General features: G+C 68.7%; 19 protein-coding genes and 4 tRNA genes. 16 read left to right on the top strand and 7 right to left on the bottom strand.

The window, feature by feature from the left end:
• Nucleotides 1–26: 26 nt before the first annotated feature.
• Entirely contained in the window at nt 27–518 is a 492-nt protein-coding gene (locus G6N64_RS00195; protein WP_163795044.1) for a DUF2243 domain-containing protein, read from the top strand.
• A 9-nt stretch (nt 519–527) separates the two neighbouring features.
• Here the strand turns inward: G6N64_RS00195 and G6N64_RS00190 are convergent.
• Nucleotides 528–603 (bottom strand) — tRNA-Lys (locus tag G6N64_RS00190).
• A 116-nt stretch (nt 604–719) separates the two neighbouring features.
• Between G6N64_RS00190 and G6N64_RS00185 the strand changes: the two genes are divergently transcribed.
• The 6 genes from G6N64_RS00185 (at nt 720) to G6N64_RS00160 (ending at nt 4,164) form a co-directional block, all read left to right on the top strand.
• Nucleotides 720–792 (top strand) — tRNA-Glu (locus G6N64_RS00185).
• Between the two features lie 47 nt (nt 793–839).
• Nucleotides 840–916 (top strand) — tRNA-Asp (locus G6N64_RS00180).
• Nucleotides 917–955: 39 nt separating this feature from the next.
• Nucleotides 956–1,032 (top strand) — tRNA-Phe (locus G6N64_RS00175).
• Between the two features lie 310 nt (nt 1,033–1,342).
• On the top strand, nt 1,343–1,915 hold the full coding sequence (locus tag G6N64_RS00170; RefSeq protein ID WP_163795042.1) for a TetR/AcrR family transcriptional regulator: 573 nt from the start codon (nt 1,343–1,345) through the stop codon (nt 1,913–1,915).
• Nucleotides 1,916–1,932: 17 nt separating this feature from the next.
• Nucleotides 1,933–2,541, top strand: a complete 609-nt coding sequence (locus G6N64_RS00165) for a TetR/AcrR family transcriptional regulator (protein WP_163795040.1) — start codon at nt 1,933–1,935, stop codon at nt 2,539–2,541.
• A 48-nt stretch (nt 2,542–2,589) separates the two neighbouring features.
• Complete coding sequence (locus G6N64_RS00160) at nt 2,590–4,164, top strand: phytoene desaturase family protein (protein WP_163795038.1); 1,575 nt, start codon at nt 2,590–2,592, stop codon at nt 4,162–4,164.
• A gap of 8 nt (nt 4,165–4,172) precedes the next feature.
• Here G6N64_RS00160 and G6N64_RS00155 read toward each other — a convergent pair whose 3' ends face one another.
• From G6N64_RS00155 to zwf, 3 genes are read right to left on the bottom strand one after another with little or no spacing between them, the layout of a single operon-like run.
• A complete protein-coding gene (locus G6N64_RS00155; RefSeq protein ID WP_163795036.1) occupies nt 4,173–5,114 on the bottom strand; it encodes a cation diffusion facilitator family transporter in 942 nt (313 codons plus the stop codon).
• Between the two features lie 4 nt (nt 5,115–5,118).
• The gene (locus G6N64_RS00150) at nt 5,119–5,472 is read right to left on the bottom strand and encodes a UBP-type zinc finger domain-containing protein (RefSeq protein WP_163795035.1); all 354 of its coding nucleotides are present in this window, start codon (nt 5,470–5,472) and stop codon (nt 5,119–5,121) included.
• A gap of 29 nt (nt 5,473–5,501) precedes the next feature.
• Nucleotides 5,502–7,064: a glucose-6-phosphate dehydrogenase gene (gene zwf, locus G6N64_RS00145; protein WP_409370712.1), complete on the bottom strand. Its 1,563-nt coding sequence runs from the start codon at nt 7,062–7,064 to the stop codon at nt 5,502–5,504.
• A 106-nt stretch (nt 7,065–7,170) separates the two neighbouring features.
• Here zwf and G6N64_RS00140 point away from each other — a divergent pair, with 106 nt between their 5' ends.
• The 5 genes from G6N64_RS00140 to G6N64_RS00120 all read left to right on the top strand — a co-directional run bounded on the left by G6N64_RS00140 (nt 7,171) and on the right by G6N64_RS00120 (nt 10,574).
• Nucleotides 7,171–7,611 (top strand): SRPBCC family protein, encoded by a 441-nt coding sequence (locus G6N64_RS00140; protein ID WP_163795033.1) that lies wholly within the window; start codon nt 7,171–7,173, stop codon nt 7,609–7,611.
• Nucleotides 7,608–8,684 (top strand): CaiB/BaiF CoA transferase family protein, encoded by a 1,077-nt coding sequence (locus G6N64_RS00135; protein WP_163795031.1) that lies wholly within the window; start codon nt 7,608–7,610, stop codon nt 8,682–8,684. The genes G6N64_RS00140 and G6N64_RS00135 overlap by 4 nt, the downstream gene beginning before the upstream one ends.
• A gap of 58 nt (nt 8,685–8,742) precedes the next feature.
• A complete protein-coding gene (locus tag G6N64_RS00130) occupies nt 8,743–9,180 on the top strand; it encodes an SRPBCC family protein (RefSeq protein WP_163795029.1) in 438 nt (145 codons plus the stop codon).
• Between the two features lie 59 nt (nt 9,181–9,239).
• On the top strand, nt 9,240–10,154 hold the full coding sequence (locus tag G6N64_RS00125) for a TIGR03564 family F420-dependent LLM class oxidoreductase (protein WP_163795028.1): 915 nt from the start codon (nt 9,240–9,242) through the stop codon (nt 10,152–10,154).
• Nucleotides 10,155–10,274: 120 nt separating this feature from the next.
• Nucleotides 10,275–10,574, top strand: a complete 300-nt coding sequence (locus G6N64_RS00120) for a hypothetical protein (protein ID WP_163795026.1) — start codon at nt 10,275–10,277, stop codon at nt 10,572–10,574.
• Here the strand turns inward: G6N64_RS00120 and G6N64_RS00115 are convergent.
• On the bottom strand, nt 10,562–11,740 hold the full coding sequence (locus G6N64_RS00115) for a pyridoxal phosphate-dependent aminotransferase (RefSeq protein WP_163795024.1): 1,179 nt from the start codon (nt 11,738–11,740) through the stop codon (nt 10,562–10,564). The genes G6N64_RS00120 and G6N64_RS00115 overlap by 13 nt on opposite strands.
• Nucleotides 11,741–11,751: 11 nt before the next feature.
• Nucleotides 11,752–12,225: a MarR family winged helix-turn-helix transcriptional regulator gene (locus G6N64_RS00110; protein ID WP_163795023.1), complete on the bottom strand. Its 474-nt coding sequence runs from the start codon at nt 12,223–12,225 to the stop codon at nt 11,752–11,754.
• Between the two features lie 65 nt (nt 12,226–12,290).
• Here G6N64_RS00110 and G6N64_RS00105 point away from each other — a divergent pair, with 65 nt between their 5' ends.
• The 4 genes from G6N64_RS00105 (at nt 12,291) to G6N64_RS00090 (ending at nt 17,595) form a co-directional block, all read left to right on the top strand.
• Nucleotides 12,291–12,728: a Rid family hydrolase gene (locus G6N64_RS00105; protein WP_163795022.1), complete on the top strand. Its 438-nt coding sequence runs from the start codon at nt 12,291–12,293 to the stop codon at nt 12,726–12,728.
• A 92-nt stretch (nt 12,729–12,820) separates the two neighbouring features.
• Nucleotides 12,821–13,927, top strand: coding sequence for an alkene reductase (locus tag G6N64_RS00100; RefSeq protein ID WP_163795021.1), 1,107 nt, complete (start codon nt 12,821–12,823; stop codon nt 13,925–13,927).
• Between the two features lie 304 nt (nt 13,928–14,231).
• Nucleotides 14,232–15,443 carry an acetyl-CoA C-acetyltransferase gene (locus G6N64_RS00095; RefSeq protein ID WP_163795020.1) on the top strand — a complete coding sequence of 404 codons (1,212 nt, stop codon included), beginning with the start codon at nt 14,232–14,234 and terminating at the stop codon, nt 15,441–15,443.
• A gap of 4 nt (nt 15,444–15,447) precedes the next feature.
• Entirely contained in the window at nt 15,448–17,595 is a 2,148-nt protein-coding gene (locus tag G6N64_RS00090) for a 3-hydroxyacyl-CoA dehydrogenase NAD-binding domain-containing protein (protein WP_163795019.1), read from the top strand.
• A gap of 58 nt (nt 17,596–17,653) precedes the next feature.
• On the opposite strand, the gene G6N64_RS00085 is transcribed toward G6N64_RS00090, so the two are convergent.
• Nucleotides 17,654–18,082: a pyridoxamine 5'-phosphate oxidase family protein gene (locus G6N64_RS00085; RefSeq protein ID WP_163795018.1), complete on the bottom strand. Its 429-nt coding sequence runs from the start codon at nt 18,080–18,082 to the stop codon at nt 17,654–17,656.
• Nucleotides 18,083–18,115 lie beyond the last annotated feature (33 nt).

Genomic DNA, 18,115 nt, shown 5'->3' with positions numbered 1-18,115 from the left:
GCGGTGTCAACGGGGACTCGCCGGCGATGGCGACCACCGCGCACCGTCCCTCGTCCGATCTGAAGCCGTCGGCAGCCCCGGCGCTACTGCTGGGACTGGGTCTCGGCGGCTTCGTCGACGGCATCGTCCTGCACGAGATCCTGCAGTGGCATCACATCCTCAGCAGCGTGCCCGAACACCCGACCGACACGGTCGCGGGTCTCGAGGTGAACGTCCTCGCCGACGGCTTCTTCCACGTCGTCACCTGGCTCCTGGTGATGGCGGGAACCACGATGACGGTCGTCGCCTGGCGGAGCGGACGCCTCGCGCCGAGCTGGTCGTTCCACGTCGGGCTGCTACTGCTCGGGTGGGGGATCTTCAACGTCGTGGAAGGTCTGATCGATCACCAGATCCTGCGGATCCACCACGTACGCGACGACCTCGGTGGGCCGCTCGCGTGGGACATCGGCTTCCTGGTGTTCGGTCTGCTGCTGGTCATCGTGGGCTGGACGACGTATCGGCGCGACACCCGGAGGTGACGACAGACGTGGTACCCCCACCCGGGCTCGAACCGGGGACCTGCGGATTAAAAGTCCGTAGCTCTACCAACTGAGCTATAGGGGCGCGGTACTGAAGGATACTGGGCCACCCTCGTTTGAGGATTTGGGTGTCGGTACCCTAAGCTATCGAAGCTCCCAACGTCACCGCGTTGTGGGCGACCCCGAAGAGATTCGGCTTTGGCCCCCATCGTTTAGCGGCCTAGGACGCCGCCCTTTCACGGCGGTAGCACGGGTTCGAATCCCGTTGGGGGTACGACGCGACGGTGGTGACGCCGGAGCAGTAGTAACGCAGGAAAGCAAGGCCCTGTGGCGCAGTTGGTTAGCGCGCCGCCCTGTCACGGCGGAGGTCGCGGGTTCGAGTCCCGTCAGGGTCGCCATCATTGGCGAGGTACACCGGTGTGAGTCGGTGGCCTTCCGGCCAGGTAGCTCAGTTGGTACGAGCGTCCGCCTGAAAAGCGGAAGGTCGCCGGTTCGATCCCGGCCCTGGCCACCACGAACGTGGACGAAACGCGCTTTTCGTAGACGTCCACTCGCACTTCTCCGCCAAAAGGCGACTCTCGCGCGCGTCTAGCGACGTCTCTCCACGCGTCTGACCGTCACCGGGAACGTCGGCTCCTGAATCGAGTCGGCGCCACTCGCACCGCCGCCAGAACGTCCCGTCCCATGGGTCGTCGTACCAGCGGATCATCGTCGAGCACCTCGCCACGTGGCTGCACTCGCCGGCCGTGCATCTGCGGCACTCGATCACGTCTCGGATACTCCCACGGCCCGATCCCAGCATCCGTCGGTAGCATCTCCCCACAGTGAACGACAGCTTCCGCCAACGTCTGTTCGACGCCCTCGAGGAGTCGATCGCCGAGGACGGCTACGCGAAGACGACCATCGCCGACGTCGTGCGCCGGGCCCGGACGTCTCGCCGCACCTTCTACGAGCACTTCTCGAGCAAGGACGACTGCTTCGTCGCGCTGCTGACGGAGACGAACGCCGAGCAGATCCGGCAGATCACCGCGGCCGTCCGACCGGATGCACCCTGGGAGACCCAGGTGCGGCAGGCGATCGAGGCGTGGGTGGCGTCGATGGAGTCGCGACCCGCGCTGACGCTGAGCTGGATCCGCGACGTGCCCGCGCTGGGTACGTCGGCGCGGATGCTGCAGCGCGACGCCATGGAGCACTTCGTGGACATGGTGCAGGCACTCTCGAGTTCCGCCGGGTTCCTCGCCGGCGGCGGCGGACCCGTGTCGCGGCAGCGGATCATCATGCTGCTGGGTGGGTTACGCGAGTTGACGGCGATCACGGTCGAGGGCGGCGGACGCATGAGCGACGTCGCCGAGGAGGGCGTCGACGCGGCGATCGCGCTGGTCGGGCCACGAGCCTGACGCGGTACGTTACCGACATGGTCCGGCCCGCGCAGACCGCGCGCAGCGAGCGCACCCGTGAGGCGCTGCGCCGGGCCGCTCTGGTCCGCTTCCTCGGCCAGGGTGTCGAGGACACCTCCGCCGAGCAGATCGCCGCCGACGCCGGGGTCTCCCTGCGCACCTTTTACCGCCACTTCACGTCCAAGCACGATCTGCTGTTCGCCGACTACGACGCCGGCCTGGAGTGGTTCCGCGCCGCCCTGGCCGAGCAGTCGGGCGACGTGTCGCTGATCGAGTCGGTGCACGCCGCGGTGATGGCGGCGCCGTACGACGTCGACGCGGTGGCCAGGATCGCCGAGCTGCGCACCCAGGAACTCGACGCGGGTCGGATCGTGCGCCACGTGCGACAGGTGGAGGGTGAGTTCGCCGAGGCGGTCGAGGAGTTCCTGATCCGCACCGACCAGCCCGGTCACGGGACCGACGAGCGACTCCGGGTCACCGTCACCGCCCGCTGCGTGGCCGCGGCGGTGTTCGGCGCCATGGAGGTGTGGATGCTCGACCCCGACCGCTCGCTGTCCGAACTGGCGCGGCTCACCAGGACCGCGCTCGAGTCGGTCGCCGAGGGGTTCGACAGCACGCGCCGGTGAAGTTTCGTCATAATTGACAAAACCTGGGGCCCGTGCCAGCCTCGGCTGATGACGGACTTCGACGCCATCGTCGTCGGCGCGGGACACAACGGGCTCACCGCGGCGACGCTGCTGCAGCGGGCCGGCCTGCGCACGCTGTGCCTGGACGCCAAGCTCTACGCCGGGGGCATGGCCTCGACCGTCGAACTGTTCGACGGCTTCAAGTTCGAGATCGCGGGCTCCGTGCAGATTCCGACCTCGGCCGTCGTAAGCCGGGAACTTGGGCTCGACCAGTTGCCGACCGTCGACCTCGACGTGATGTCGGTGTCGATGCGGGGGATCGGCGACGAACCGCTGATCTACTACACGGATCCGATGAAGCTGATGACCCATCTCGACGAGGTGCACGGCGCGGAGGCCGTGATGGGGATGGCCGGTTTGATGGCCTGGTGTCAGGCGCCGACGCGGGCGCTGGGCCGGTTCGACGCGGGGGCGCCGCCGAAGACCCTCGACGAGATGTACGCCTGCGCCACCAACGAATTCGAGCGGTCGACGATCACCGACCTACTCTTCGGCTCGGTCACCGACGTCCTCGACCGCTACCTGCCGGACCGCGAGAAGCACGGCGCGCTGCGCGGCATGCTGTCCCTGCTGGCGGTCAACACCACCTACCGCGGGCCCGCGACGCCCGGCACCGCCGCCGCCCTCGCGTACGGGTTCGCCGTGCCCGACGAGAACGCGCTGCTGGTCAAGAAACTCCGCGGCGGGATCGGCGCGCTCACGTCGCACCTGTGCGAGACGTTCACGTCCCAGGGCGGTGAGATACGACTGCGCAGCAGGGTCGACGAGATCACCGTCGCCGACGGCCGGGTGAGCGGTGTCCGCCTGGACGACGGGTCGGTGATCTCGGCACCCGTCGTCGTGTCCGGCATTGCGCCCGACCTCGCGATCACCAAGCTGCTCGACCCCGCCGCGCTACCGGGCGAGGTGCGCGAGAGGTTCGGCCGCGTCGACCACCGCGGCAGCTACCTGCAGATGCACTTCGCACTCGACGGGATCCCCGAGTTCGCCGCGCCCTACGAGGTGCTCAACGATCCTGCGATGCAGTCGAACATCGGGATCTTCAGCACCCCCGAGGAACTGCAGCAGCAGTGGGAGGACTGTCGCCGTGGCATCGTCCCGGCAGATCCGGCGATCGCGCTGCAGATCCCGTCGGTCAACGACCCCGGTCTCGCACCGCCGGGCAAGCACGCGGCGTCGGCGTTCTCGCTGTGGTTCCCCATCCAGGAGGCGCACGCCGACGGTGCGTCGAGCTACGGCGACATGAAGGTCGAGATGGGCCGACGGGTGATCGAGAAGATCACCCGCCTGGCGCCGGACTTCGAGTCGAAGATCATGCGGCACACCACGTTCACACCGAAGCACATGGGCACGATGTTCGGCGCGCCCGGCGGCGACTACTGCCACGGGCTCATCCATCCGGACCAGATCGGCATCAACCGTCCGGGGCCGAGGGGCTACGTCGACCAACCGATTCCCCTGCCGGGCCTGTACCTCGGGAGCGCCGGATGTCACGGGGGGCCCGGCATCACGTTCATCCCCGGCTACAACGCCGCCCAGGCGGTGCTGGCCGACGCCGGCTGACGGGCGCGCTAGGACGACACCGGGGTGTCGTCGGGCTCGGACACCGTCAGCACCGCCTCGGCCACGTACGGGTCCTGCTCGAGGCGGTGCTCCAAGTCCCGCAGCGTCTTCGCCACCGACGACTCCACGGCGTCGCCCTGCAGGTCGACGCTGGCGATGACGAAGAGCCGCTTCGGGCCGATGAACTCGGGCCGCAGGAAGCGGACCTCCGCTACCTCCGGGAATCCGCCGAGCCGGGTGACGAGGGCTTCGCGGATGCGGGGTGAGCCGGGCTCGCCGGTGAGGAACTGGCGGTTGCGGTCTATCAGGATCACCGCGACCACTCCGAGCAGCACGCCCACCAGGATCGAACCCACCGCATCCCACACCGCCGACCCGGTCAGCTCGTGCAGCAGCAGGCCGGAGAATGCAATGACGATGCCGATCAGCGCGGCGCTGTCCTCGGCGAACACCGCTCGTACCGTGGGGTCGGAGGTGGCGAGCGCGTAGTCCAGGACATCGCTGTCGAAAGTGGTTGCCTCGCGCCGTAATTGGCGGGTGGCCTGCAGGAGTGACGTACCCTCCAGCACGAACGCGACGGCGAGCACCACGTAGGCCAGCAGATAGTTCTCCGAGGCCGACTCGGAACCGTGCAGCAGTTCGGTGACGCCTCGCCAGATCGACACCGCGGCGCCCACCACGAACAGACCCACCGCGGCGAGCAGTGACCAGACGTAGGTCTCCCGGCCGTAGCCGAGTGGCCGTCGTTCGTCGGCGGCGCGCGTCCCGCGGCGGTTGGCGATCAGCAGGAACACCTCGTTGCCGGTGTCGGCCCAGGAGTGCGCGGCCTCGGCGGTCATCGACGCCGACCCCGACACCATCGCGGCGACCGTCTTGGCGATCGCGATGACGAGGTTGGCGCCGAAGGCGATGATGACGGTGAGCGTGCTCTCACCACCGGCCTTCACCATGGTGTCAGTCGGCGCGATTCTGCAGCCGTGCCATCCAGTCGCCCGGCACCCGGTCGTGCGGGCCGGGCACGGTCTGCGCCTCGGGATGGCTCTGCGGCGCCGCGAGGTCCGGACCCTCGTAGTACCCGTCGGTGGAGTAGTCCCAGAACCAGTCCTCGCCCGGCTCGAACGACTGGATGATCGGATGCCCCGAACTGCGCCAGTGTGCGGCGGCATGGCGGGACAGCGAGTCGTCGCAGCACCCGACGTGTCCGCAGGCCGCGCACCGGCGCAGGTGGAACCACCAGCCGCCCGCGGCGTCGCAATCGACGCAGCCGGAGCCGCTCGGCGGGACGGAGGGATCGATCGGGTCGCTCATGGGTCGAAGCCTATCCGAGATCCCTTGCCTCACTTCTTCTCGCGCCACGCCCGCTCGAACGGCAGCCGCCACGCGTTCGGCGCGACGAGCTGGTGGATCGCGTTCGGGCCCCACGTGCCGGGCTGGTACTGCTTGACCGGCGGCGGATCGTCGAGCAGCTGCATCGACCGGTCCCAGAGGCTCTCGATGCCCTCGGCGGTGGTGAACAGCGTGTGGTCGCCGCGCATGGCGTCGAGGATGAGGCGCTCGTACGCCTCGAGCACGTCACCCACGTTCTCCGTCTCCTGAGTGGAGAACTGCATCGACATCTTGTCGAGCTTCATGCCGGGCCCGGGCCGCTTCCCGTAGAAGGACAGCGAGACCTTGGACGCGTCGGCCAGGTCGAACGTCAGGTGGTCCGGCCCTTGGGAACCGACGCCCGACCCGGCCGGGAACATCGTGCGGGGCGCTTCCTTGAAGGCGATCGAGATGATGCGCATGCCCTCGGCCAGCTTCTTGCCGGTGCGCAGGTAGATCGGCACCCCGGCCCAGCGCCAGTTGTCGATGCCCACCTTCAGCGCGATGAAGGTCTCGGTGTCCGAGTCCCGGGCGACGCCCTCCTCATTGCGGTAGCCGGCGTACTGCCCGCGCACGACGTCCGAACACTGGATCGGCAGCATCGACCGGAAGACCTTGTTCTTCTCCTCGCTGATCGCGCGCGGCTCGAGTGCAGTCGGCGGTTCCATCACCACGAACGCCATCACCTGGAAGAGGTGCGTGACCACCATGTCCTTGTAGGCGCCGGTGCTCTCGTAGAAGTTCGCGCGCTGATCCAGCCCGAGGGTCTCGGGGATGTCGATCTGGATGTGGTCGATGAAGTTGCGGTTCCAGATCGGCTCGAACAGGCCGTTGGCGAAGCGGAACGCCAGGATGTTCTGCGCGGCCTCCTTGCCCAGGAAGTGGTCGATGCGGAAGATCTGGCGCTCGCGGAACGTCTCGTGCACGAAGTCGTTGAGTTCGATGGCGCTCGCCAGGTCGGTGCCGAACGGCTTCTCCATCACCACCCGGGAGCGGTCGACGAGTTTTGCGTCGCGCAACATCGTGATGACCGCGCGCGCCGCCTTGGGCGGTACCGAGAGGTAGTGCAGCCGTTGCACTTCCGCGGTCATGCCTGCGGCGACGTCGACCTCGGAGGAGAGTTCGGCCTCGGCGGCCGCCACTGCCTCCGCCAACGCCTCCGGCCCGGCGCCCTGCGGGACGTAGGTGATCCGGGAGGCGAAGTCGTCCCACTGCGCGTCGGTCAGCTTGTGGGTGCCGAACGCGTCGACGGCCTCCCTCGTCAGCTCCCGGAACTCGTCGGGCGACAGGTCCTCGAGCGACGTCCCCACCACCCGGATCTTCGGTGCGAGCGAGGACAGCACCAGATATGCCATGCCGGGCAGCAGTTTGCGCTTCGCCAGGTCGCCGGTCGCGCCGAACAGGACGATGACGTGCGGCGCCAGCGCCGCCTCGTCACGGCGGTTGGGACGGGCACCCGGCGCGGGGTAGGCGATGGTCTGCGCGCCGCTCTGCGCGATTGGCTGCTCGGGCTGCTCTACCTCGTTGGTGGCCACGCCCCCGATGCTTCCACCGCTTGGTGAACTGCGCATGGCAGCCGAAGAATTCGCCACGGTCACCCAAAGCCGCGAATGTCCGCCCGCACGTGGCTACTGTCTCGGCATGGCAGTCAGCGACTCACGTGAAGTCACCATCGACGCGACCCCCGAGGAAATCCTGGACGTGATCGCCGACGTCAAGACGGCGCCGGACTGGTCGTCGCAGCACCAGGGCGCGGAGATCCTCGAGGAGGACGCCGACGGCCGGCCCAGCAAGGTCAAGATCAAGCTGAAGACGATGGGCATCACCGACGAGCAGGTCGTGCAGTACTCGTGGACGGATACCAGCGCGAGCTGGACGCTCGTCAGCTCGGGACAGCTGAAGACGCAGGACGCCAGCTACACGCTGACCCCGGACGGTGCCAAGACCAAGGTGCGCTTCGAGATCACCGTCGACCCGTCGGTGCCCATCCCCGGCTTCGTGTTGAAGCGCGCCATGAAGGGTGGCCTCGAGGCCGCGACCGACGGGCTGCGCAAGCAGGTCATGAAGGTCAAGAAGGGTTGAGCGGGGGTCCCCTGGCCGGGGTGCGGGTCGTCGAACTGGGCGGCATCGGACCCGGGCCGCACGCGGCGATGATCCTGGCCGACCTGGGTGCGGACGTGGTCCGCGTGCGCAGGCCGGGCGGGCTGACGATGCCCGCCGAGGACGTCGATCTCCTGCACCGTGGCAAGCGCATCGTCGACCTCGACGTGAAGAAGGATCCCCAGGCGCTGCTCGACCTCGCCGCCAAGGCCGACGTGCTGCTGGACTGCTTCCGGCCCGGCACCTGCGAACGGCTCGGCGTAGGACCCGAGCAGTGCGCGGCTGTGAACCCGCGGCTGATCTTCGCCCGCATCACGGGCTGGGGCCAGGACGGCCCGATGGCCACGCAGGCGGGCCACGACATCAACTACCTGTCGCAGACCGGCGCGCTCAGCGCGATCGGCTACCGGGACCGGCCGCCGGTCGCGCCGCTGAACCTGGTGGCCGACTTCGGCGGCGGCTCGATGTTCGTGCTGCTCGGCATCGTCAGCGCGCTCTACGAGCGGGAGCGATCCGGCACGGGGCAGGTGATCGACGCCGCGATGGTCGACGGCGTGAGCATCCTGGCGCAGATGATGTGGACGATGAAGTCGACCGGGTCGCTGCAGGACCGGCGGGAGTCCTTCCTGCTCGACGGCGGCGCGCCCTACTACCGGACCTACGAGACCTCCGACGGGCAGTACGTGGCCGTCGGCGCGATCGAGCCGCAGTTCTTCGCCCAGTTGGTCAGTGGCCTCGGTCTGTCGCCCGACGAGGTGCCCAACCAGTTCGACCTCGGCCGCTACGACGAGATGCGCGAGACCTTCGCGCAGCGGTTCGCCACCCGGACCCGCGCCGAGTGGACCGAGGTCTTCGGCGGCACCGACGCGTGCGTGACGCCCGTGCTGACGTGGACCGAGGCGGCCCTCGACGAACACCTCCTCGCGCGGGGCACCGTGGTGACCGCCAACGGCGTCGACCAGGCCGCCCCCGCACCCCGGTTCTCCCGGACGCCCGCCGGCCCGCCGGCGTCACCACCGTCGGAGACCACCCCGCTCGACCGGGTCGGCTGGTGACGTTCAGTTAGCTGGCTGAAGTGTTGCGCGAGGCTGGGGGGATGGCTACCGTAGCTCCATGGCGGTCAGAGCCTTCCGGGAAGTGGTGTTCGACGCCGCGCCCGAGGCGATCCTCGATGCCCTCGCGGACATCGAGGACGTGCCGTCGTGGTCGACGCTGCACCGGGAGGCCGAAGTCCTCGACCGGCATCCGGACGGCAGACCGCATCACGTCAGGGCCACGCTGAAGATCATGGGCGTCACCGACCGCGAGGTGCTCGAGTACCACTGGGGTGACGACTGGGTGGTCTGGGACGCGGCCGACACCTTCCAGCAGCGCGGTCAGCACGGCGAGTACAACCTCACCCGCGAGGGCGACCAGACGCGCGTTCGGTTCGACATCATCATCGACGTCGCCGCTCCCGTGCCGGCCTTCCTGATGAGACGCGCGAAGAAGATGGTGCTCGACGTGGCCGTCGACCGACTGCGCTGCCGCGTCACGCGTAATCACGGCTGAGATCGGATCACCGTGATCCGTAGGGAATGGGTCGCGGTCGACGGCGGGTTGTCCGCTACATGCCCACAGGAGTAGTGCTCCACCGCAGCGAGACCACCACCAACGCCGTCGACGACTTCGTCGAGCAGGCCCGTCAGGCATGGGACGTGGGTGTCCGCCAGGTCTGGGTGGCCCAGCAGTTCGACCACGACGCCATCACGCTGGCCGCCCTGATCGGTGCCGCCGTACCCGGTCTGGGCGTCGGCACGTTCGTCGTCCCGATCAACCCCCGGCACCCGCTGATCGTCGCCTCCCAGGCACAGACGGCGCAGGCGGCGTCGCACGGGAACTTCAGCCTGGGCCTCGGGCTGGGCTCGCACGGGCCGGAGCGCCAGGCCTTCGGCACGGCGTGGCCCAACACCATCGCGCGGCTGCGGGAGCACCTGACGATCCTCCGGTCGATCGTCGACACCCGCGCGGTCGACTTCCACGGCGACGAGTTGACCGCGGCCCCCGAGTGGACCGTCAGCCTGCCCGGCGGGACACCGCTGCCCATCTACGTGGCCGCGATGGGCCCCAAGGCGCTCGAGGTGGCCGGTCAGTTGGCCGACGGCACGCTGCCCTACCTCGCCGGTCCCCGCACGATCGGCGAGTTCATCGCGCCGACGATCACCGCCGCCGCCACCGCGGCTGGCAGGGGTGAGCCGCGCGTCGTCGCGGCGGTGCCGGTGCTGGTGACCGACGACGTCGAGGAGGGACGCGAGGCGGCCGCGGAGGCGCTGAACTTCTACGCCGCGATCCCCTCCTACCAGAAGGTGATCGCGCGCGAGGGCGTGGAGTCGATCGTCGAGCTGGCCGCGGTGGGCGATGCCGAATCCGTTGTCCGGCAACTGCGTCGCTACCTCGACGCCGGGGCGACCGACGTGGTGTTGAGCCCGCTGCGCGGCGTTGACGCCGACCGCGGGCGGCTGTGGGACGTCGCCGCGGCGCTGTAGTGGTGGGGGCTAGCCGGTAGTCGGACCTGGGTGCCAGCGGCGACGCGGTGGGGGCGTCCGCGCGAGATGGTGGAGGGGTCGGGTCACGGGGATCCGGCGCTCACTCACCGGAGGTCCGCCATGAAGAACCTACTCGCCAGCGTCGCCACCGCCGGATTCGTCTTCGCGGCCGGAATGAGCCTGGCCGCACCGGCTCTCGCGGACCCACTGGCCGGCGGATCGGCCGCGGACGCCGTCAGCAGCCTGCAGTCGCGCGGCTACGACGTCCGGGTGCAGGGTGACACCGAGGCGCCGCTGTCGGAGTGCACGGCCACCCAGATCAGTGGACTGTCGGGCACCAATTCGGCGGGCCAGGGCGGCGTACCCAAGGGGTCGACGGTCTACGTGACCGTGGCGTGCGACGACGACTACGACGAGTGATCGCGCAGCACCTGGAGTCGGCGGATCGCCTCGTCCATCGTCTCGTCGCGCTTGCAAAAGGCGAATCGCACCAGGTGCTTCCACTCGTCGGCGTGCGCCGCGGCCGGGTCGCAGAACGCCGACATCGGGATCGCCGCCACCCCGGCACGCTCGGGTAATTCGGCGCAGAACGTCGCGCTGTCGGCGAAGCCGAGCGGACGCGGGTCGGCGCACAGGAAGTAGGTGCCGTGGCTGTCGTGCACGTCGAAGCCGATGTCGGTCAGCGCCGACGCAAGGGTGTCGCGTCTGGTCTGGAACGATTCGCGCAGCGTCGCGACCCATCCGTCCTCGTCGTTGAGCGCCCTGGCCACGGCGGGCTGGAACGGCGCACCGCCGACGTAGCTGAGGTACTGCTTGGCCGCGCGGACTCCCGCGATGAGTTCGGCGGGGCCGCACGCCCATCCGATCTTCCAGCCCGTGACGTTGAACATCTTCGCCGCGCTGGAGACCGTGATGGTGCGTTCGGCCATGCCGGGGTAGGTCGCCAGCGGAACGTGGCGGTGGCCGTCGAAGGTCAGCGTCTCGTACACCTCGTCGGCGATCACCAGCAGGTCGTTCTCGACGGCGATGCGTGCGATGCCCGCCAGTTCCGCGTCACCGGCCACCATGCCCGTCGGGTTGTGCGGCGAGTTGACGATGAGGGCCTTGGTCCGGGGTGTCACGGCGGCACGCAATGCGTCGACGTCGATGGCGAACCCGCGTCCGTCGCGCACCATCGGGACGGCCACCCGGTGACATCCGGCCATCGCGATCACGGGGGAGTACGAGTCGTAGAACGGTTCGACCAGGAGTATCTCGGACCCGGGTTCGACGAGCCCGATGACCGACGCTGCGATTGCCTCGGTCGCGCCCACCGTCACCAGTATCTCGGTGTCGGGGTCGTACTCGACGCCGTAGAGGCGGCTGCGTTGCGCCGCGATGGCCTCCCGCAGCGGCGGGATGCCGAGGCCCGGTGGGTACTGGTTCACGCCGTCGGCGATCGCCTCCTGCGCCGTCTTCAGCATGTCGGCGGGGCCGTCCTCGTCCGGGAACCCCTGGCCGAGGTTCACCGCGCCGATCCGCGCCGCGAGGGCCGACATCTCGGCGAAGATCGTCACCGCGTAGGGCCGGAGCCGTTGCACCGTCATGACAGTCGAGCCTAGGCCCCGGCGAAGTCGGGCGGCACCACCCGCAGCTTGGCTGCGATCCTTGCCAGCGAGCGTTGATCGGCGACGGTGAGTGGATCGAGCACCAGTTCGCGCACGGCGTTCAGGTGGATCGGGGCCGCCTCGACAACGAGAGCAAGGCCGGCGTCGGTGAGCGTCGCGATGGTGTAGCGGCCGTCGTCGGGGTCGGGTGAGCGGGTCATCCAGCCCCGCTGCTCGAATCGCTTGACGACGTTGGACAGCCGCGACAGGGAGCCGTTGGCGAGGAATGCCAACTCGCTCATGCGCATTCGGCGGTCCGGGGCCTCGGACACGTGACTCAGCGTCAGATACTCGAACAGCGTGAGGTCGACCTGGCGCAGTGGCGCCTCGAGCATGCGCGGCAGTAGCAGCATCAGGGAGACGAGGCCCGTCCACGCCTCCTTCTCGCTGGCGCTGAGCCACTGCGGTTGGTCCGTACCTGCCATCCCCGTACTTTAGCGACACCGTCGATCACTTTACGCGTGAAGTGATTTAGTGCTACGTTGACTTCATGAATGAAGTAATCAACGACACCGACGTCCAGTTCTACGTGACCCCGGGATACGGCGACTACATGCGAGAGAACCTGCACTACAGCCAGGCGGTCCGGATCGGGAACCGGATCGAGACCTCGGGCCAGGGCGGCTGGGACGACGACATCGTCTTCCCGGAGTCCCTCGACGAGGAGATCGTGCGCGCCTTCGACAACGTCGAACGCACGCTCGCCACCGCCGGCGCCACCTGGCGCGACGTCGTCGCGGTGAACTCCTACCACGTCGCCGCCGAGCAGGGCACCATCGGCGATGCCCACAACCGCGTGATGGTCGACCAGTTCCGCACCCGGATGCCCGACAGGGCACCGATCTGGACGCAGACCGGGGTCACCGTGCTCGGGGCGGTCGGGATGCGCGTCGAGATCCGCGTCACCGCCGTCGTCGCGCAGTCCTGAAACACGTTGCACGACGAACGTTCTGGTCGAGTGGTCTCGGGCCGGCGGCGCCCGGGGGAATGAACCGGGCCCCCGGCGCGCTGGAGATCAGCATGACGTTCACGCTCGCGGCCGATGCGGCCCTCCTGAAGCCCACTCGAATCGGCGAGACCGCCGTCGACAACAGGATCTTCATGGCGCCGTTGACGCGGTCGCGTGCCCAGGCAGACGGCACGCCGTCCGACCTCGCTGCCCAGTACTACTCGCAGCGTGCCGGGGCCGGTCTGATCATCTCCGAGGCGACGGCCGTCTCCAAGGAGTCCAACGGCGCGTACCTGAACACCCCGGGCATCTACACCGACGGGCACCAGGCGAAGTGGGCCGAGATCGCCGCCGCCGTGCACGACGGCGGTGGCCGGATGTTCGTGCAGCTGTGGCACGTGGGCCGGATGGGCCACCCCGACATCGGCGGCGTGGAGACGGTGGGTCCGTCGGCCATCGCGGCGGACGCCGTGACGCACACCCCGTCCGGCAAGCAGTCGCTACCGGTTCCGCGTGCGCTGGCGACCGCCGAGATCGCCCCCATCGTCGCGGACTTCCGCCGCGCCGCGCGGCGCGCGATCGACGCCGGCATGGACGGCGTGGAGATCCACTCCGCCAACGGGTACCTGCTGCACGAGTTCCTCTCCGACGTCGTCAACCAGCGCACCGACGCCTACGGTGGCTCACCCGAGAACCGGGCGCGCCTGACCGCCGAGGTGGTCGAAGCCGTCGCCGACGAGATCGGGGCCGGTCGGGTCGGACTGCGCATCTCGCCCGGGAACTCCGCCGGTGACATGCGGGAGGTCGACACGGTCGGCGCCTACGAGGCGCTTCTCGAGCGGATCGCGCCGCTGGGCCTGGCCTACCTGCACGTCCTGATCGAGCCGTCGTCGGCCGAGTTCGGCGTGATCCGCGCGGTGTGGGAGGGCAACCTCGTGCTCAACACCGGCCGCGAGGTCGACACGGACTTCTGCCAGATGGAGTCGCTGGCCGGCTGGGGTGCCATCACCGCCGCGGCGATCGGCCGGGCGTTCCTGGCCAACCCCGACCTCATCGACCGGCTCGTCCTCGGCGCCGACCTGAACGAACCCGACGTGGCGACCTTCTACGCCCCCGGCCCCGCCGGCTACGTCGACTACCCGACGCTGGCGGAGGCGGAGCAGCCCCAGTCCGCGTAGGCCTCTCTCGCGAGCAGTCGTGAACTCCCCTGTTTCCTGGCGAAACAGGGGAGTTCGCGTCTGTTGGCGAGATGGGGTGACCCGAACGCATCGCCGAACGTGACGCCACTGCGAAGAATCCGCGCGATCTTCGCCGTGGCGTCACGTTCGTCCGGGCACTGCGCCGCAGGTCGCTGGGCAAGCGCCCAACCAACGGGTTGGGCGAGGCTGCTAGGCTCGCATCGCGAGGATCATCCTCCACGCTGGGCTTCTGTAGTAGGGGAAGTCTGCGTATCCATACACCCCAGGACCTGGAGAGTCAGACATGTCCGAAGAAGCCTTCATCTATGAGGCGATCCGCACGCCGCGCGGCAAGCAGCGCAACGGAGCCCTCAACGAGATCAAGCCCGTCAACCTCGTCGTCGGCCTGATCGACGAACTGCGCACCCGCCACCCCGATCTCGACGAGAACCTGATCAGCGACCTGATCCTCGGCGTCGTCTCGCCCGTCGGCGACCAGGGCGGCGACATCGCCCGCACCGCCGCGCTGGTCGCGAAGCTCCCCGAGACCACCGGTGGATTCCAGCTCAACCGCTTCTGCGCGTCGGGCCTCGAGGCCGTCAACACCGCCGCTCAGAAGGTCCGCTCCGGCTGGGACGACCTGGTGCTCGCCGGCGGCGTCGAGTCGATGAGCCGCGTCCCCATGGGTTCCGACGGCGGCGCATGGGCCACCGACCCCGAGACCAACTACCGCATCGGCTTCGTCCCGCAGGGCATCGGCGCCGACCTGATCGCCACCATCGAGGGCTTCACCCGCGACGACGTCGACGCCTACGCGCTGCGCAGCCAGGAGAAGGCCGCGGCCGCATGGTCGGGCGGCTACTTCGCCAAGTCCGTCATCCCCGTGAAGGACCAGAACGGCCTCGTCGTCCTGGACCACGACGAGCACATGCGCCCCGACTCCAGCCTCGAGGGCCTCGCCAAGCTGAAGACCGCCTTCGACGCCGTCGGTCAGATGGGCGGCTTCGACGACGTGGCGCTGCAGAAGTACCACTACGTCGAGCGCATCAACCACGTGCACACCGGCGGCAACAGCTCCGGCATCGTCGACGGCGCCGCACTGGTGCTCGTCGGCAGCGAGAAGGCAGGACAGTCGCAGAACCTGACGCCGCGCGCCCGCATCGTGGCCACCGCCACCAGCGGCGCCGACCCCGTCATCATGCTGACCGGCCCGACGCCCGCCACCAAGAAGGTGCTGGACCGTGCCGGCCTGACGGTCGACGACATCGACCTGTTCGAACTCAACGAGGCCTTCGCCTCGGTGGTGCTCAAGTTCCAGAAGGACCTGAACATCCCCGACGAGAAGCTCAACGTCAACGGTGGCGCCATCGCGATGGGCCACCCGCTCGGCGCCACCGGCGCCATGATCACCGGAACCATGGTCGACGAGCTCGAGCGTCGGGGTGCGCGCCGCGCGCTCGTCACGCTGTGCATCGGCGGCGGCATGGGCGTCGCGACCATCATCGAGAGGGTGTAAGGCCATGGCAGAGAACACCATTCAGTGGGAGCAGGATGCCGACGGCATCGTCACCCTGACGCTGGACGACCCCACCGGGTCGGCCAACGTGATGAACGAGCACTACCAGGAGTCCATGCACAACGCCGTCGAACGGCTTGCGGCGGAGAAGGACTCGATCACCGGCGTCGTCATCACCAGCGCGAAGAAGACCTTCTTCGCCGGTGGCGACCTCAAGGGCATGATCAACCTGGGCCCCGAGAACGCCGCCGAGGCGTTCGAGATGGTCGAGGCCGTCAAGCGTGACCTGCGTGCGCTCGAGACGCTGGGCAAGCCCGTCGTGGCCGCGGTCAACGGTGCGGCCCTCGGCGGCGGCCTGGAGATCGCCCTCGCGTGTCACCACCGCATCGCGGCCGACGTCAAGGGCAGCCAGATCGGCCTGCCCGAGGTCACCCTGGGTCTGCTGCCCGGCGGTGGCGGCGTCACCCGCACCGTGCGCATGTTCGGCATCCAGAAGGCCTTCATGGAGATCCTGAGCCAGGGCACGCGCTTCAAGCCGGCCAAGGCCAAGGAGACCGGTCTGGTCGACGACCTCGTCGGTTCCGTCGAGGAGCTGGTGCCCGCAGCGAAGGCGTGGATCAAGGCCAACCCCGAGAGCCACACCCAGCCGTGGGATGCCAAGGGCTACAAGATGCCCGGCGGCACCCCCGCGTCGCCCGGCCTGGCCGGCATCCTGCCGTCGTTCCCAGCCCTGCTCAAGAAGCAGCTCAAGGGTGCGCCGATGCCGGCGCCGCGCGCGATCCTCGACGCGGCCGTCGAGGGTGCGCAGGTCGACTTCGACACCGCGAGCCGCATCGAGAGCCGCTACTTCACGCAGCTCGTCACCGGCCAGGTCGCGAAGAACATGATCCAGGCGTTCTTCCTGGACCTGCAGTACATCAACTCGGGTGGGTCACGTCCCGACGGCATCGGCAAGACCCCGATCACCAAGATCGGCGTCCTCGGCGCGGGCATGATGGGCGCGGGCATCGCGTACGTCTCGGCCAAGGCCGGGTTCGACGTCGTCCTCAAGGACGTCAGCATCGAGGCCGCCGAGAAGGGCAAGAACTACTCGGAGAAGATCGAGGCCAAGGCGCTCGAGCGCGGACGCACCACCCAGGAGAAGTCCGACGCGCTGCTGGCCCGCATCACGCCCAGCGCCGACCCGGCCGACTTCCAGGGCGTCGACTTCGTCATCGAGGCGGTGTTCGAGTCGGTCGAGTTGAAGCACCAGGTGTTCCAGGAGATCGAGGACATCGTGGAGCCCAACGCGCTGCTGGGGTCGAACACCTCGACGCTGCCCATCACCGGTCTCGCGGCCGGGGTGAAGCGCCAGGACGACTTCATCGGCATCCACTTCTTCTCGCCGGTCGACAAGATGCCGCTGGTCGAGATCATCAGGGGCGAGAAGACGTCCGACGAGGCGCTGGCCCGCGTGTTCGACTACACCCTGGCCATCGGCAAGACGCCGATCGTGGTGAACGACAGCCGCGGCTTCTTCACCAGCCGCGTCATCGGCACGTTCGTCAACGAGGCGCTGGCGATGCTGGGCGAGGGCGTCGTCCCGGCCAGCATCGAGCAGGCGGGTTCGCAGGCCGGCTACCCGGCGCCGCCGCTGCAGCTGTCCGACGAGCTGAACCTCGAACTGATGCACAAGATCGCGGTCGCCAGCCGCAAGGGCATCGAGGACGCGGGCGGCACGTACGAGCCGCACCCGGCCGAGGCGGTCGTCGAGAAGATGATCGAACTCGAGCGTCCGTCGCGGCTCAAGGGCGCGGGCTTCTACGATTACGTCGACGGCAAGCGCGTCGGCCTGTGGGAGGGGCTGAAGGACACCTTCAACTCCGGCACCGCGTCGATTCCGTTGCAGGACATGATCGATCGCATGCTGTTCGCCGAGGCGCTCGAGACGCAGAAGTGCATCGACGAGGGTGTGCTCACGTCGACCGCGGACGCGAACATCGGCTCGATCATGGGCATCGGCTTCCCGCCCTACACCGGCGGTAGCGCGCAGTTCATCGTCGGCTACGAGGGTGCCGGCGGCGTCGGCAAGGCGGCCTTCGTGGCCCGTGCCAAGGACCTGGCCGAGAAGTACGGCGAGCGGTTCACCCCGCCCGCCTCGCTCACCAGCTAGTCGGACACCCGAAGAGCCCCGAATCCGTCACGGATTCGGGGCTTTTCGCCGTCCGCCCCTAGAACGAGCCCATGTCCGCCGACAACCAGTGCTCGGGCGTCATGAAGATCGCGACGTGTTCGCCGAGGTTGTCCTTCGCGAACTGCAGGTAGCGCTCGGCGGCCTCGCCGTCGAGATAGCGGCGGGTGACCTCCTCCATCTGCGCGTCGGTGCCGGGCTCGATGCGGCTGACCGGGCCGTCCACCGCGACGTACCGCGTGGTCGGCTCCACCCGGTCGATCATCAGCGAGAAGTACCCCGCCGCCTCGATCAGGCGGTGCTTGCGCGAACCCGCACCCGTCAGCACCCACAGCTCGCCGCCGGGGGAGTACTGGTACCAGATGGGGAGCGTCAGCGGTCCACGGTTGGCGCCCGCCGACACCGACAGCGCACCGACGTGCTGGGGTTCGGCCAGGAAGGCCTCGCGATCGTCCTTGTTGAGTGCCATGACGTCAGGCTAGCCACGGCGGGTGAGCGCACG

This window comes from Mycolicibacterium sediminis (genome assembly GCF_010731735.1).
GTDB classification, from domain to species: domain Bacteria; phylum Actinomycetota; class Actinomycetes; order Mycobacteriales; family Mycobacteriaceae; genus Mycobacterium; species Mycobacterium sediminis.
The sequence above is the reverse complement of the archived record's forward strand: the minus strand, read 5'-3'. Positions and strand labels throughout refer to the sequence as shown.

Excerpts from the sequence above, each read along its gene's own strand:
- G6N64_RS00115 (WP_163795024.1), bottom strand. The coding sequence starts at position 11,740 with ATGACGGTGCAACGGCTCCGGCCCTACGCGGTGACGATCTTCGCCGAG.
- G6N64_RS00100 (WP_163795021.1), top strand. The coding sequence starts at position 12,821 with ATGACGTTCACGCTCGCGGCCGATGCGGCCCTCCTGAAGCCCACTCGA.
- G6N64_RS00155 (WP_163795036.1), bottom strand. The coding sequence starts at position 5,114 with ATGGTGAAGGCCGGTGGTGAGAGCACGCTCACCGTCATCATCGCCTTC.
- G6N64_RS00195 (WP_163795044.1), top strand. The coding sequence starts at position 27 with ATGGCGACCACCGCGCACCGTCCCTCGTCCGATCTGAAGCCGTCGGCA.
- G6N64_RS00140 (WP_163795033.1), top strand. The coding sequence starts at position 7,171 with ATGGCAGTCAGCGACTCACGTGAAGTCACCATCGACGCGACCCCCGAG.
- G6N64_RS00095 (WP_163795020.1), top strand. The coding sequence starts at position 14,232 with ATGTCCGAAGAAGCCTTCATCTATGAGGCGATCCGCACGCCGCGCGGC.
- G6N64_RS00150 (WP_163795035.1), bottom strand. The coding sequence starts at position 5,472 with ATGAGCGACCCGATCGATCCCTCCGTCCCGCCGAGCGGCTCCGGCTGC.
- G6N64_RS00105 (WP_163795022.1), top strand. The coding sequence starts at position 12,291 with ATGAATGAAGTAATCAACGACACCGACGTCCAGTTCTACGTGACCCCG.
- G6N64_RS00110 (WP_163795023.1), bottom strand. The coding sequence starts at position 12,225 with ATGGCAGGTACGGACCAACCGCAGTGGCTCAGCGCCAGCGAGAAGGAG.
- G6N64_RS00130 (WP_163795029.1), top strand. The coding sequence starts at position 8,743 with ATGGCGGTCAGAGCCTTCCGGGAAGTGGTGTTCGACGCCGCGCCCGAG.
- G6N64_RS00090 (WP_163795019.1), top strand. The coding sequence starts at position 15,448 with ATGGCAGAGAACACCATTCAGTGGGAGCAGGATGCCGACGGCATCGTC.
- G6N64_RS00160 (WP_163795038.1), top strand. The coding sequence starts at position 2,590 with ATGACGGACTTCGACGCCATCGTCGTCGGCGCGGGACACAACGGGCTC.
- G6N64_RS00120 (WP_163795026.1), top strand. The coding sequence starts at position 10,275 with ATGAAGAACCTACTCGCCAGCGTCGCCACCGCCGGATTCGTCTTCGCG.
- G6N64_RS00085 (WP_163795018.1), bottom strand. The coding sequence starts at position 18,082 with ATGGCACTCAACAAGGACGATCGCGAGGCCTTCCTGGCCGAACCCCAG.
- G6N64_RS00125 (WP_163795028.1), top strand. The coding sequence starts at position 9,240 with ATGCCCACAGGAGTAGTGCTCCACCGCAGCGAGACCACCACCAACGCC.
- G6N64_RS00165 (WP_163795040.1), top strand. The coding sequence starts at position 1,933 with ATGGTCCGGCCCGCGCAGACCGCGCGCAGCGAGCGCACCCGTGAGGCG.